This is a genomic window from Chryseobacterium sp. FP211-J200 (genome assembly GCF_001643375.1).
Lineage (GTDB): Bacteria > Bacteroidota > Bacteroidia > Flavobacteriales > Weeksellaceae > Epilithonimonas > Epilithonimonas ginsengisoli.
Genome location: NZ_LSHB01000056.1, coordinates 104,708 through 119,260, shown reverse-complemented (window position 1 = coordinate 119,260; position 14,553 = coordinate 104,708). Strand labels below are relative to the sequence as shown.

The window sequence follows — 14,553 nt, the reverse complement described above, 5'->3', positions numbered from 1 at the left end:
CCATCCCGCTATCCACTATATCTTTTTTGCTTTACAACGTTTTGTCATCCACACAGAATTTCCGAAACAAGCAAAAAAGGATGCCGTTCCTATCGGGGCTATGTTGAGGTTTGGTATTTCTTTTGACGATTGCATCCAGAATTCCGAACTTATTTTCCAATGCTAATATTCAAATTTGGCAATTCTACTTGTAGTTTAACATTCGCTTTCAAAGCAGAAAAAACTTTCATCAAAGTATCAATTGTCGCATTACTTGCATTACTTTCTAGCCTTGAAATTTGAGCTTTTTGTACGCCAATTAGCTTTCCCAATTGTTCCTGAGTAAGATTTCTTTCTTTTCTAGTTTCCTTTATTGCTTTACCAATTAAGTCCATTTGAAGTTCGTATTCAAAAATATTGCGCTCTGGCGTTCCAACTTTTCCGATGAGTTTATCTTGAACTTCGTCCAATGTGAATGTTTTCATTTTTTCTTATTTTTTAATTGTTGGTTTGCAAAATATTCTGTTCTAGATTTTACCGCTTTTTGAATTTCATTTGCAGGAACTTTACTTTGCTTTTTTACAAATCCGTGTGTTGAAATTATCAAAGTTTCTGCGGCTGAATTTTTATCCCAAAATGCCAACAATCTATATTGAAATCCTTGATAAAGTGTTCGGAATTCCCAAATTTCATCAGTCAGTTTTTTAAAAAGTTCCGGGTCGTGTTGCATTTGAGATGTACGAATATTATAAAGAATCTTTTCATAATGTTTTTTGTCAAGTCCGCGTAAAAATTCAAAAGCCTCTTCCAGAAATATAATTTCAAAAAGTTTTTTCATTCATTTATGTTTTTGCAAAGTTAAATTAAAGTTTCATTATAGCGAAACTTTTTTTTCAACTTGGTATTTCTTTTGAAGATTCAAAACCAAAATTCCTAACTTTGAAACATAACGAAAATCATTTCCCGAAAGTCAACGGAATTTGTTCTGAATCACAAAATCTTGAAAAAACAAAATTGAAATTATGAATGATATCGACACATTACTACACGAACACAACATTGATAAGCAAGAAATAGAAGAATTGCTCCAACAAAATGAAAAGTTGCAAGCCATCAAATTGGTATTTGATAAAACAGGTCTAGGTCTGAAAAATTCCAAAGACATTGTAGAAGCTATCCAGAGGAAAGAAACCCATTATACAGAAGATAATTCTTCCAGCAACAGCAATGTCTCTGTGAAGACGTTCAGTAAAAATGGACAACTCACGGTCAAATTAAAATTGAACAATCAACCCGAAAAAGTGGTGTTTCCTTCCGACCCTGATTGGGCTGAGGTCAAAAGAATAATGGGAGACAAACCTGAACTCATCGCTTACGAAAAAGAATATCTGGAAAATCCGACTAAATTTCAAAGTCAGAAAAACACACTTTTCATAGAAGATGAAGGTTCAAGAAAATGGAAAGTCGTACTTTTGGCAGCTGTTTTCACAATTGTAATTATTTATCTCATTTATTCTAATTCATAAACCATGAAAATCATTTCCTACAACGTCAACGGAATCCGTGCTGCATTTACAAAAGACTTCCTCGGCTGGCTCAACGTCGCAAGTCCGGATGTTATTTGTATCCAGGAAAGTAAGGCAGGAAATGACCAGATTGATATAGAAAGTCTGGAAAAAGCAGGCTATCACAGTTACTGGCACTCTGCGGTGAAAAAAGGTTACAGTGGTGTAGGAATTGCTTCCAAAGTGAAACCGAACCACATAGAATCCGGTTGCGGAATTGAAAGTTATGACAACGAAGGCAGGATCATCCGCGCAGATTTTGATGGTTTTTCCGTGATTTCAGTTTACGTTCCGTCTGCTTCCAATATCGAAAGATTAGAATTCAAAATGCAGTTCTGCTTTGACTTTTTGGAATATATCAAAGAACTCAGAAAGACCATTCCGAATCTCATCATCAGTGGTGATTTCAATATCTGTCATCAGGCGATTGATATTCATAATCCCATTGGTTTGGCAAACACTTCCGGATTTCTCCCGATGGAACGCGAATGGATGACGAAGTTTATGAACGAAAATAGTCTGACAGACAGTTTCCGACATTTCAATGACCAGCCGGACCAATATTCCTGGTGGAGTTACAGAGCTGGTTCCAGAGCAAGGAACAAAGGCTGGCGTTTGGATTACAACTTCGTCTCCGAACCTTTGAAAGACAAAATGACAAGAGCCGTAATTCTCCCAGAAGTCAAACATTCCGACCATTGTCCGGTGATGGTGGAACTGAGTTTATAGATGATAAATGATAATCGATAATTGATTTTATTAACGATTATTTTTCATCTAACGTCATCATTTATCATTTATCAACAATCAATTATAATTAAACGTGCACGAGCAATTCAATCTTATCATAGAAATCCTGGGAACCATTTCTTTCTCGATGTCGGGCAGTTTTGCAGCGATGCAGAAACGTCTGGATCCTTTTGGTGTTTTGATCATTGCGTTCGTAACATCGGTTGGTGGCGGAACGGTGAGAGATATACTTTTGGATGTTCCTGTCTTTTGGATGACAGATCTCTTGACCTTTGTTTTGATCTTGACGACCTGTGTGTTTACGATGATCTTCAAATCGATTGAGAAGAACTTTAAAGTGACCCTGTTTATCTTTGATAGTTTTGGGTTGGGATTGTTTACGATTATAGGGATTCAGAAAGGATTGACTTTAGGTTTTCATCCTTTGATCTGTTTGACTTTGGGAACTATAACGGGTTGTTTTGGCGGGATCATCCGCGATATTTTGCTTAACCGAATTCCATTGATCTTCCGAAAGGAGATCTATGCAACGGCTTGTATTGTTGGTGGGGGAACGTTCTTATTGTTGTCGAAATATTCTATTTTATCTTACACGCTGGTTCAGATCTTCACCATCCTTCTGATTGTTTCCATCAGAACTCTGGCCGTGAAATACCATTGGAGAATCCCAAAATTCTATGGCTACGAAAGTAATCAGGAAATGTAAACACGCGAATCATAGCCCTGATTGCAACGGCATCCTTTTGTGATGAGGAACGAAGAGCAAAAGATATAGTGGAAAGCAGGTTCCCGGCTCCTAAAAATAAAAAAGGATTGAAAATAGCTTCAACCCTTTTTATTATAAATACAAATATTTATTCTTAGAATTTCCCTCTCTGTCTCATGTGAGGATTGTGCATATGTTTTTGCATTGTAGGCATTTTCATCTGGTCTTTGATCATTTTGATCTGATCGGTCATCATGCCTGCAGAATCTAATTGTTTTGCTTCCTCCAAAAGTTTCTGAGCTTCAGATTTTCTTCCTTTGGAAAGGGCGGATGCGGCAAGGTTTAATTTTGCCATGGCTCTGTCGTGTTTCATATTCAAGCCGTAATCCAATGCTTTTTTCATTAATCCCTCTGTCTTTTGAGGATTGTCCTGAGCGGTTGTCAATGCCTGCAGATAGTGGAAATAACCGTATTGGCTTTTGTGAAGTTGAGATTGGTAATTGGTGATATTGGATAAAAACTTCGAAGCTTTTTCCATGTTTTGTTTTCTAAGTTGCCAAAAAGCTAAAAGGATATTTTCGTTTTTGAAGAACAGAGCAATTGGAATCGCAGAAAGAATGACCAAAACGACGCCCCAACCAATGTTTCGGTTGAACATCAGGTAAACGCCCAAAGCGATAATGATTGCTGCAATTACAAATTTTATGTATTTGTTCATGTTTAAAATTTAGGTTGCAAAGATAATAATTAACGATTGAAATTCCGAATAGGAACTTTATTGATTTCAATTTTAAATTATTGAGATATAATATTTGATGTCCAGATTATAATACTAACTTTAATTGTTGGTAATTGATTGATTATCAGGTTTTAATTTGTTTAATCTCAAATAATTTAAGTCATGAAAACAATTACAAATTCATTGATCGCGGTGTTATTTCTATCAAGTCTATTTTGTTTTTCACAACAAACCACAAATCCTTTGGCCAATACGCAATGGAAAGGTGTTGCCAATATTCCAACGCCTGCTGAGGTTATTTTTAAATTTAATACCGACGATCTGGATCTGCTTTATCAAGGAAATGTCATCGAAAAAATGAAATATTCTTTCACGGACCAAGGTGTTTTGAAATTGGTAAAGATTGAAGGCAATTCTCCTTGCGACTCAAGAGAGGAGGGCTTGTATAAATATCAAATTGCCAATGACACGTTGATATTTACAATCATCAATGATAATTGTGGAGAAAGGGAATCCGCTTTCGACGGCAATGGTTACAAAAAAGAGGCTGTGGGAATGGCTGAGTGATTTAGGAATTGAAAAAATCGTAATAACTTCTTTTTGTTTGTTTTAAGTCAAATATCCTCATTATTATTATATTTGCGGACTTAATAAAAACAAATAACAATGAAGTATTTCTTTACTTTTTTAATTTCTCTTTTTTCGATTCCTCTATTTTCTCAAAACGTGAACGCCGATGTTTTTGAGATCAATTACCAAACCGGTATAAATGGCAAAAATCTTTTTAAGTATAAAGATAAAATAATATTCACTGGAGATAATATCAATGGTAAAGATAATGTCATTTGGGCATACGATTTTTCTACAAAAAAAAGCTTTCCTGTCAAAGAAATTGTTACGGGTTGGAGTTCGCTTTTTTCTAGTAGCCCATGGTTTTCGGAACTAAATGATAAAGTTTACTTTACCATTGTCAATTCCCCAAATAACGAACTTTGGACCACAGATGCTACAACCAACGGTACATACAGGGTTTTTGAGTTTCCACAGGATACTTCTGTCTTTGAAATGAAATCTTGTGATAATAATATCCTTTACATTAAAACCAGTAAGGGATTGTATGTTTCGGATGGTACCACAGCAGGCACCAAGATAATCCCAGAAATAAAAAGCGAGATAGCGCCAGGGATCGAGTATCACAAAAACCATCTAGTTTTTGCAGCAAAAAATCCGAATTTTTCTAATGAGATGTGGGCAAGTGTTGGCAATGAGACCTTTAGGATCTTAGATGCAGAGACAAATGGTATTCTATATATCTATCATGATGCTTATGGCTATAATGTTGGAGATAAGTTTATATTTTATGCGATGAATGCCAATAGCAGCAAGGAAGGGTTGTGGTCTTTTGATATCAATTCAAAAAAAGCTACTTTCATCTATCCAGCCAAAAACTTCACAGGCGGAGTATTGCTAAATGATAAGTTGGTCTATAAAGCGTCCAATTCTCAGTCCACAGATAATCTTTGGGCAACTGACGGAACGTCTCAGAATACTATTTCATTGAATACACAAAAAGGGTTTACCAGTTTTTCTGTTCATGATATCATGATGAAAAATGGAAATTATGCTTATTTTTTTCCACATATCAACAATTACAGCAATCGGCTATGGAGAACAGACGGAACATTGCAAGGAACTTCTGCAACCGACGTGTTGGTGGATAATTATGCACCAAATATCGATAAATCTTTTCCACTTAATAAAAATCTGGTCATCAGAAACGCGACATACAACAAACACTGGTTACTTGACGAATCCGAAAATTTGATTCCCATAACTGATAAGATGGATGATGGCGTGGAAGAAGCTGGCAAAGTTATCTTTCCCTTTACAAATAGAAAATATGGGAGAGAGTTCTTCCAATATAGCTTCAACTCCCAGTCGATTGTTTTGTTCCATGACGGTAAACACTCGTCTGGCAGCAATCCAAAAAGTTTTAATATCAATAGTGATAACAAACTCATCTTTACCGCTGGCAATGCCGAAAATGGAAACGAATTCTATTCATTAGAGGACAAAAATAGCCAGCCTCAGCTTATCAAAGACTTTGATTATAATGGTGATTTTTCTTACGGTATTCCAAATGGCACTCTTTTCAAAGTTGGGAATTATTATTATCAAAAACCAACTTCTTACACAAAGACGCTTGCAAAAACAGACGGGACTTTCGAGAACACAAAAGCACTGGTCCTGACAGGGAATGACAATATTGATGAAAGCAGTTCGTTTGGCAACCTGAAGGACAATACATTGATTTTCACAACCTACAGTTCAGACGTCGGAAGGACCATCAAAGTATGGAAAACCGAAAATAGCGGAACAGAGCTTTCGCTTTTAAAAGAATTACCAACTTCTGGAACTCGTTATGGTTTTACACAAACTATCTTATACAATGGATTCGTCTATTTTATGGCTGAAAATGCTGACAATAAACTGGAGGTTTGGAGAACAGATGGAACAACTGAAAATACCACTCTGGCACCGTTTACAATTCCGGATACAGGTAATAACAACAATATTCCGGTATTACTCACAGTTTTTGATAATAAAATACTAATCAATAAAGATTACAGACTTTGGACCTACGACGGACTTACAAATGCGGTGAAGGAAATAATCCTGCCGACAGACACTCCTTTTTTTACACAAATTAATGTTTCGATAAAACCCGAGGTGATTGATGGTAAACTCTATCTATTATCTCAAAATGGTTACGGAACGGTGTATAAATTTGATGATTTTCAGAATCCGCCTGTTGCACTCGTGAGTGATAATAGGATGTCATACGTTTCCGAATTTCAGAAATGTGGTAACCAAATCTATTTTGCAACAGGACCGTTTGAAAACAGATACAATGCGTTTTGGAGCTTGAATCCTGAAAGTAATACCAATAATCTCATCTTTATGAATGATTATTCCAACACCAACAGAGTCAAAGATCTAGCTTGCGTAAATAATTACATGTACTATTTACGAGAAAATAGCAACAAGCTTTTCCGTACAAGTGGAACTGCTCAAAGTATAACAACAGTCGATGTCACGATGGATAATGCCGAGCAGTTAGCCGCAACAGACTCGATAGATGATATGTTTCTATTTGATGGTCATCTTTATTTTGTAGCAACAACTGCTGAGTCGGGAAGTGAGCTATTCCATATCAAAACAGATCTTCCAACTTTTCTTTCCACCGATAATATAGGAAGTGTAAGACATTCAAATGTTACAGTTTCTCCGAATCCGACTGCTGATCATTTGAAAATTTACAGCAAATCAAAAATTAACAAAGTTGAGATGTATGATTACTCAGGTGTTAAGATTGGAGAATATCAATCGGATAATTTAGATTTAGGGAAATTGAGTAAAGGTGTTTATCTTATCAAGATTTACACAAATGATTTTATAGAGACAAAGAAAGTCATTAAGAAATAAAATAAGTGGGATGTTCATAAGAGCATCCCATTTTGCTTTAGGAATTAAAAAATGTCCAAACCACTTTTGCCTTCACTTTTCCAAGGATTTCTTCCAAGGTAACAATATCAGCTTCTTTGATTCTTTTGACAGATTTCAGTTTTGAAAGAAGCAGTTCTATGGATTTTGGGCCAACACCTGGGATTTGTTCCAGTTCAGATTTGATGGTCGAATTTGTTCGTCGGGTTCTGTGATGTTTCACACCAAAACGGTGCGCTTCGTCTCTCACACGTTGAAGGATTTTCAGCGTTTCAGCTTTTTTATCGATATACAAAGGAATCGAATCTTCTGGGAAATAGATTTCCTCCAGACGTTTTGCAATCCCGACAATCGTGATTTTTCCGTAAAGCCCAAGCAATTTCAAACTTTTCACAGCGGAAGATAATTGTCCTTTACCACCATCAATCAAAATCAATTGTGGTAAGTCATCACCTTCATCCAGCAATCTTCGGTAACGACGGTAAATCACTTCTTCCATCGTTTTGAAATCATCCGGGCCAACCACAGTTTTTGGATGGAAAATCCTGTAATCCGCTTTGCTCGGTTTCCCATCTTTGAAAACCACACACGCCGAAACAGGATTGGTTCCCTGAATATTCGAGTTGTCAAAACCTTCGATGTGTCTTGGTTCCAAAGGCATATGAAGCAATTTTTGCATCTCTGCCATTATTCTGTTGGTGTGTCTTTCTGGGTCGATGATTTGGACTTGTTTCAGTTTTTCAAGTCTGTATTCTTTTGCATTCTTTTCGGAAAGTTCTACGATTCTTTTTTTGTCGCCCACTTTTGGAACGATCAACTTGACATTTGGGATTTCCAAACCGAGATGAAAGGGAATCAAAATCTCTTTTGATGTGGAATCAAATTTCTGACGAATTTCCACCAACGCTTCCTCCAACATATCTTCATCGGTTTCCTCCAAAACTTTTTTAATTTCAGTAGTGAAACTTTGAACGATAGAACCATTTCTGATCTTGAAATAATTGATGTAAGCCGCCGTCTCATCGCTCGTCATTCCAAAAACATCCACGTCATCGATACTTGGATTCACAACCGTATGTTTTTCCTGGTAATTTTCCAAAGATTCAATGTTATTCTTAATCATCTGCGCTTTCTCAAACTCAAGATTCGAAGCGAAACGGAACATTCTTTCTTCCAAGTATTTCTTGGCAAACCGGAAATCACCTTTAATAATGCCTCTTATAGCTTCTACTTTTTCATCATAATCTTCCTTGGATTCCAGATCTTCACAAGGGCCATTGCAATTTTTGATGTGATATTCCAGGCAAACACGGTATTTTCCTTCAGCGATTTTTGAGGGTGCCAAATTCAGATTACACGTTCTGATTTTATAAAGGTTCTTAATTGTATCAAGCAGAACTCGCGCAGGTTTTACTTTGGCGTAAGGACCAAAATATTCTGAGCCGTCTTTTATTTTGGTTCGAGTGAGAAATATTCTTGGAAAATCTTCATTCTTGATGCAAATCCACGGATAGGTTTTGTCATCCTTCAGCATCACGTTATAGAAAGGCTGATGTGCTTTTATCAGATTGTTTTCCAATAAAAGTGCGTCATATTCACTGTTCACAACGGTTGTTTCCAATCTGTGAATCTTCGAAACCATAATTCTGGTTCGGTAACCATTCTGGTTTTTATTGAAGTAGGAGAGGACTCTCTTGTTGAGATGTTTTGCCTTTCCTACATACAAAAGCTGGTCGTTCTTATCATAATAACGATAAACGCCGGGTTCCGATGGAAGTGTTTTGAGCTGAAGTTCTAAGTCGGGATTCACAGGACAAATTTAAGGAATGTGTAAGTAATTTTTTACTTATGTATAAATTTAATTATTTTAGCCAAAAACTACCATGAAAAAAATTCTACTGACGAGTTTGGTGCTGTTTGGCATCAAGGTAAATTCTCAGTTGTCCTTCAAGAATAATATAACCATTCCGTTGGAAAAAGATCCAGTTGGGGTTGTTATCCAAGATTTGAATCATGATGATTTAACAGATGTATTGGTTTCATACTATGACAATAATTATCTCTCGATTTTTCTTCAGAATGCAAATGGAACCTTGTCCACACAGCCACAAAAAATTTACAGCAACGATCAATCCAAGATAAGTGCCATCAACTTCGGTGATATCAATCAAGATGGATTGTCGGATCTACTTATTAGTACTCCAACTTCAACTGGTGCGTACATGATGAAAGCGGATGGGACTTTTTCTGATTTTAAGGTCTTGGATCTGCCATTTCCTGTTGGTATCACAATTGGCGAGCTTAATGGTGACAATGTCAATGATCTGCTTTTGACCAGTTACAATAAAATGTATTTTGCCTATCAGAAAGTGGGAGAGCCTGCCAAATTCAGTGTCACATCGCAAGATAAGCTTTCTACTTTGGGGATATCCCGAGTTGCTGATATTAATAATGATGGGAGAAATGATATTATTTTTGCCTCACCAGGAACAGCTCAGATTTTCACTTATAGGCAAAAAGCGGAAGGTGGCTTTGATGTCCCCGTTAAGACCTATGTGAATGACTGGGTGGATGATATTGCCGTAAAAGATGTTAATAATGATGGACTTAATGATCTGGTTATTACGCAGTCTGGAGGTGATTCTTCTGTTAAGATTTTGTACCCGAGTTTTAATGATTATATTTTTTACAGTTACATCAAAGTACCTGCTTACAACAATACGGGTAGTATTGAAATTGCAGACTTCAATAATGATGGCAAGAACGAAATAGCCGCCGCTCACTATGGTTTTAATAATGTAAGCGTTTTCTCATCGAAGAATAATGTTTTTTCTAATTACCAATTATTCAATTGCATTACTACAAGTATCAACTCTGGAAGTATGGGTGTTGGAGACATTAATAATGACGGTCTTCAGGATATTATAGTTGCAGATTACAGTACGCTCAATATTTTATACAATCAAAGTGATGTTGTACTGACTACAAATGAAGAAGCTGCTAAAAACATTGCTTTATATCCAAATCCAGCCTCAGATCATATCCTTGTAAGAGGTATACGAGTGGACGCAAGATTTGATATCATTGATGTCATTGGAAGAATTGTAAAAAGTGGTATTCTAAGCAATACCAAAAGAATCGATGTAAAAAACTTAGCCACAGGAAGCTACAATATTAATTTTCTTATAAACAATAAGACACAGAATTTTAAATTTATCAAAAGATGAAAAAACTTTATTCACTCATTATTCTATTTTCTTTTTTTCTAGCATCTTCACAAAATAATCTGATTGCGAATTTGAACGAATTAAATTATAAAGGAAATATAAATCCACTTAATTTGATCAAATATAAAAACAAGATCTATTTTTCAGGATTTCGTGGAGATAAAAACGGAGGCAATGAGCTTTGGAGCTATGATCCGGAAGACAACAGTGCTGAGATAATAAAGAACTTTCAGATCTTCCAAGAATCAGGATCTCGTATCAAAAGTAATTTTGTCTTGTATAATGACCAGATGTACTTCATTGCAACCAATACTTTTCCTTTGGTCAATCAGCTTTGGGTAACAGATGGGACAAGTGCAGGAACCAAGTTTGTTTCCAACCTGAATGCTTCTTCTACTATCTATGATAACCTGTTGAAAATAGTAGTTACTGGCAATAAACTTTTTTTCAGGATTCAAAGTACTCTTTGGTCTTCTGATGGGACAGAGGATGGTACGCATAGGATTGGTGATTTCAATACTTATTCGGACAGCTCTTTTACAGAAACCGATGGTAAGATCCTATTTATGTCCTACGACTATGACGCCAACTACAATGGAAAAGACAACCTCTACAAAACAGATGGTACTGCAGAAGGTACAAGTGTTGTCCGATCGTTTGAAAGAGACAATACTTCTTATGGCAACAATAAAATGATAGCCTACCAGGGTAAAACCTATTTTGTTGGCGCAGAGAATGGTAAGAAGTATTTGTGGAAAACAGATGGGTCAATCGATGGTACAGAAAAGATCAAAGAAGTTGAAACACGAATATTGTCAAACGCTAAGATTTTTGGCAACAAAATAATCTTTAATGGAGAAAATAATAAAGTCTGGAGCAGCGATGGTACCATTGAGAATACTAAAGTGATAACGCAGATCCAGGATAATATTACAGGAATGCATCTTTATAAAAATGAAATTTATGTAGATACAGATAAAAATATGGTCAAAATCGGCAGTGACCTTCAAACGGTGAGCCAAGTTAGCTTTGATGCAGAAAACACTTTCTACAAGATCTTGAATGTTTCGACAGAAGGCAACTACTTGATCTTACAAAAAGAACAACTGATGTACTACAAAGATCCAATATTGGCCTTTGACGGACAGGTCACAAAAGAGATGAAATATCCTGTACACTTCTTCTCAGAGATTAATTTCAATGATAATAATGCCTATCCATTTTTAGAGTTTGGGACAAAAATTTTCTACAATGGCTACTTTGATGATCAAGGTAACGAACTCTTTTCCTATGAGTTTTCCAATCAGGAAGAGGAGCTCACAGTAGACCTCAATTACGAAACGGACAGCGCTCCTTTTAATTATTTGACCATTGGGAAAGATGATTATTTTATGGCCAGAACCAATAGCTACTATCAGATCGTCAAAAGAAATCAGGATACGAAGATCACAACCATTGTGTCAGATTTCCAAGATAACAATTTCTTTCCGGACAAAAAACTTGCGGTTGGAAATCATTACATCACCTATAGCACAAGTTTTTGGTTTTATAAGTCTTCCGGTACCAAAGAGTCCTCAGCGGTCATTAAGATTCCGACCGGTACAATCATGGGTCTGTACAAATTTAATGATCAGAACATTGCCATCACCACAAGAAATGAATACAATGTCCAGCTTTATAAGTATGACCTTGCATCAAATCATTTCACACTATTAGCAGAAAAGCCAAGAAACACCTCAATTTATAATTATGATGGTAATGCAGCACTCATCAATAATGAACTCTATTTTACCTTTTTCGATGACAGCAGCCATTTGAGCATATGGAAAACAGACGGAACAGTTGCGGGCACCAAGAAGGCGATAGATTTTCCATTCTTTAACTTGCAATACCTAAGGATTCTAGGAGAGGTCAACTCCAAAGTAATTTTTAATATTTCTGATGGAAGCTATAATCAATATAATTTGTATGCTGGAACAGAAAATAATACTGCGGCAACACTTTTAAGACAACTTACAACACCTCTCAATGATAATCCGATCATCTACAAGGATAGACTGTATTTCCTCACTATGGGTTCATCGGCAGCTACGAGTTTGTACGCTACAGATGGTTCAACTTCGGGAACAGTTTTTATCAAATCCATAGGCTATGATCTTTCGCAGCAAACTGATCCGTTTAGAAAATGTAATAACTTACTCTACTTCAAACCATTCTACAATTCGATTTGGAAAACGGACGGAACTGCATTAGGTACCAGATCTCTCACCAGTATAAGTTCATACGGTTTAGCTTGCGCCAATGATTATATCTACACCGTAAGAGAAACAAGTGATGGAATACCAAAAACATTGGTTAGGCTCAATAGTGCTGGAGTGTCAAGTTTCTCTTTCCAAGTGAACAAAGACAATATGTTTTATAGCAAAGGTGATGGTGCCGCACACCTTTCCGAGCTTTATGGTAATGGAAAAGAGCTGTATGTTAGCAATATTATGGAGCATTATAGCGGACTGGAGCAATCCATAATCTCGGAAGGGCTAGAGCCATGGTTAAGTGTAAATGATGAGAATCATATTAATAAAGAACGGATTCTTGTCTACCCTAATCCCAGTTCAGACTTTATAAATATAAAGCTGGACAGCACAGAAAAATTGATAAAAGTAGAGATACTGGACCTATCTGGAAAGTTGATTCTACATTTAGAAAAACCTGACACAAAGATCAAGGTCAACTCACTCTCTGTTGGTAACTACATGATCAAGGTCACAACAGAATCAGGCGTGAAGTCATCTAAATTTATAAAATACTAAAAAATAAGCCTCAGTTTAATTCAGGCTTATTTTTTTTACATTTGTCTTATGAAAATCCTTCACACCGCCGATTGGCATCTCGGTAAACGTCTAGAAAATTTTTCCCGTCTGGAAGAACAAAAGCTTGTAATGAATGAGTTGGTAGAGATTGCTGATGCCGAGGAGGTAGATCTGGTTCTCGTTGCGGGCGATTTATTCGATAATTTCAATCCGGCTACGGAAGCGGTAGAGTTATTTTACAGGACTCTGAAACAGCTTTCCAAAAACGGAAAACGTCCTGTCGTCGCTATTGCAGGAAACCACGATTCGCCAGACAGGATTGATGCGCCAGATCCTTTGGCAAAAGAGTGTGGAATCATTTTGATTGGTCATCCGAACGCAGAAATTCCGATTTTCGAACTGGAGCATTTTAAAATTATCAATACTGATAAAGGATTCATTGAACTCAAATTAAACCAATTTGATTATCCAATAAGAATTCTTCACACGGCTTATGCCAACGAAATCCGTTTGAAGGAATATCTCGGAGAAGACAATAAAGAAGTCGCACTCAGCAATTCTTTGCATTATACGTGGCAGAATCTAGCTGATACTTATTGCGACGAGAACGGAATCAATGTTCTGATGGCGCATCTGTATATGATGAAAAGAGGAACGGAAAAACCCGAAGAACCAGAAGGCGAAAAACCAATTATGATCGGAAACGCCGACTTGCTTTACACGGAAATTATTCCATCACAAATCCAGTACACAGCTTTGGGACATCTCCATAACTTCCGGAATATTGGGACTTTGGAGAAGCCTGTGGTTTATTCGTCATCGTCTCTTTGCTACAGTTTTAGTGAAGCTGGACAGAAAAAATCAGTCAATATCATTGATTTGAAACCTGCCGAAAATCCTCAAACCAAAACCGTCGAAATAAAGAGTGGAAAACCGCTTTTCCGGAAAACCTTTGATAACATTGAAGATACAATTTCTTGGTTGCAAGATAATCCGGAAACTTTGGTAGAATTGACTTTGGAAAGCGACACTTTTCTAAAAGCTGAAGATAGAAAGTTGCTTTACCAAACCCATCACGGCATTATTCATCTCATTCCGAAATTGAAATATGACATCATCGATTCGAATGAAGCAGATAAAAGCATCAATCTGAATCAAGACATTCAGGATTTGTTCAAAGATTACTTCAAATCGAAAAATCACAATCAGGAACCGAATGACGGACTGATGAATATTTTCAAAGAATTAATTTAAAGAAAGATAAAATTTTAAG

Annotated in this window: 12 protein-coding genes; 8 read left to right on the top strand and 4 right to left on the bottom strand. The window is 36.5% G+C overall.

The annotated features are described in order from the left end of the window. Positions 1–149: 149 nt before the first annotated feature. Positions 150–464 (bottom strand): helix-turn-helix domain-containing protein, encoded by a 315-nt coding sequence (locus AXA65_RS16110; protein WP_063971091.1) that lies wholly within the window; start codon positions 462–464, stop codon positions 150–152. Further along, positions 461–817: a type II toxin-antitoxin system RelE/ParE family toxin gene (locus tag AXA65_RS16105; RefSeq protein ID WP_063971090.1), complete on the bottom strand. Its 357-nt coding sequence runs from the start codon at positions 815–817 to the stop codon at positions 461–463. The genes AXA65_RS16110 and AXA65_RS16105 overlap by 4 nt, the downstream gene beginning before the upstream one ends. Before the next feature lie 184 nt (positions 818–1,001). Here AXA65_RS16105 and AXA65_RS16100 point away from each other — a divergent pair, with 184 nt between their 5' ends. The 3 genes from AXA65_RS16100 to AXA65_RS16090 all read left to right on the top strand — a co-directional run bounded on the left by AXA65_RS16100 (position 1,002) and on the right by AXA65_RS16090 (position 3,000). After that, positions 1,002–1,505, top strand: a complete 504-nt coding sequence (locus AXA65_RS16100; protein ID WP_063971089.1) for a hypothetical protein — start codon at positions 1,002–1,004, stop codon at positions 1,503–1,505. A 3-nt stretch (positions 1,506–1,508) separates the two neighbouring features. Continuing rightward, positions 1,509–2,273: an exodeoxyribonuclease III gene (locus AXA65_RS16095; RefSeq protein ID WP_063971088.1), complete on the top strand. Its 765-nt coding sequence runs from the start codon at positions 1,509–1,511 to the stop codon at positions 2,271–2,273. Positions 2,274–2,367: 94 nt separating this feature from the next. Then, positions 2,368–3,000 carry a trimeric intracellular cation channel family protein gene (locus AXA65_RS16090; protein WP_063971087.1) on the top strand — a complete coding sequence of 211 codons (633 nt, stop codon included), beginning with the start codon at positions 2,368–2,370 and terminating at the stop codon, positions 2,998–3,000. A 154-nt stretch (positions 3,001–3,154) separates the two neighbouring features. On the opposite strand, the gene AXA65_RS16085 is transcribed toward AXA65_RS16090, so the two are convergent. Next, positions 3,155–3,718, bottom strand: coding sequence for a hypothetical protein (locus tag AXA65_RS16085; RefSeq protein ID WP_063971086.1), 564 nt, complete (start codon positions 3,716–3,718; stop codon positions 3,155–3,157). A 183-nt stretch (positions 3,719–3,901) separates the two neighbouring features. Between AXA65_RS16085 and AXA65_RS16080 the strand changes: the two genes are divergently transcribed. Beyond that, on the top strand, positions 3,902–4,306 hold the full coding sequence (locus tag AXA65_RS16080) for a hypothetical protein (RefSeq protein WP_063971085.1): 405 nt from the start codon (positions 3,902–3,904) through the stop codon (positions 4,304–4,306). 99 nt (positions 4,307–4,405) lie between these two features. After that, positions 4,406–7,225 carry a T9SS type A sorting domain-containing protein gene (locus AXA65_RS16075; RefSeq protein WP_063971084.1) on the top strand — a complete coding sequence of 940 codons (2,820 nt, stop codon included), beginning with the start codon at positions 4,406–4,408 and terminating at the stop codon, positions 7,223–7,225. 37 nt (positions 7,226–7,262) lie between these two features. Here AXA65_RS16075 and uvrC read toward each other — a convergent pair whose 3' ends face one another. Continuing rightward, positions 7,263–9,053 carry an excinuclease ABC subunit UvrC gene (uvrC, locus tag AXA65_RS16070; protein WP_063971083.1) on the bottom strand — a complete coding sequence of 597 codons (1,791 nt, stop codon included), beginning with the start codon at positions 9,051–9,053 and terminating at the stop codon, positions 7,263–7,265. A 73-nt stretch (positions 9,054–9,126) separates the two neighbouring features. On the opposite strand from uvrC, the gene AXA65_RS16065 reads away from it, so the two are divergent. The 3 genes from AXA65_RS16065 to AXA65_RS16055 are packed head-to-tail and all read left to right on the top strand — an operon-like array spanning position 9,127 to position 14,534. Continuing rightward, the gene (locus AXA65_RS16065; protein WP_063971082.1) at positions 9,127–10,470 is read left to right on the top strand and encodes a T9SS type A sorting domain-containing protein; all 1,344 of its coding nucleotides are present in this window, start codon (positions 9,127–9,129) and stop codon (positions 10,468–10,470) included. Beyond that, positions 10,467–13,280 carry a T9SS type A sorting domain-containing protein gene (locus AXA65_RS16060; protein ID WP_063971081.1) on the top strand — a complete coding sequence of 938 codons (2,814 nt, stop codon included), beginning with the start codon at positions 10,467–10,469 and terminating at the stop codon, positions 13,278–13,280. Before AXA65_RS16065 ends, AXA65_RS16060 begins: the two co-directional genes overlap by 4 nt. Positions 13,281–13,328: 48 nt before the next feature. Then, positions 13,329–14,534, top strand: a complete 1,206-nt coding sequence (locus tag AXA65_RS16055) for an exonuclease SbcCD subunit D (protein WP_063971080.1) — start codon at positions 13,329–13,331, stop codon at positions 14,532–14,534. Positions 14,535–14,553: the final 19 nt, after the last annotated feature.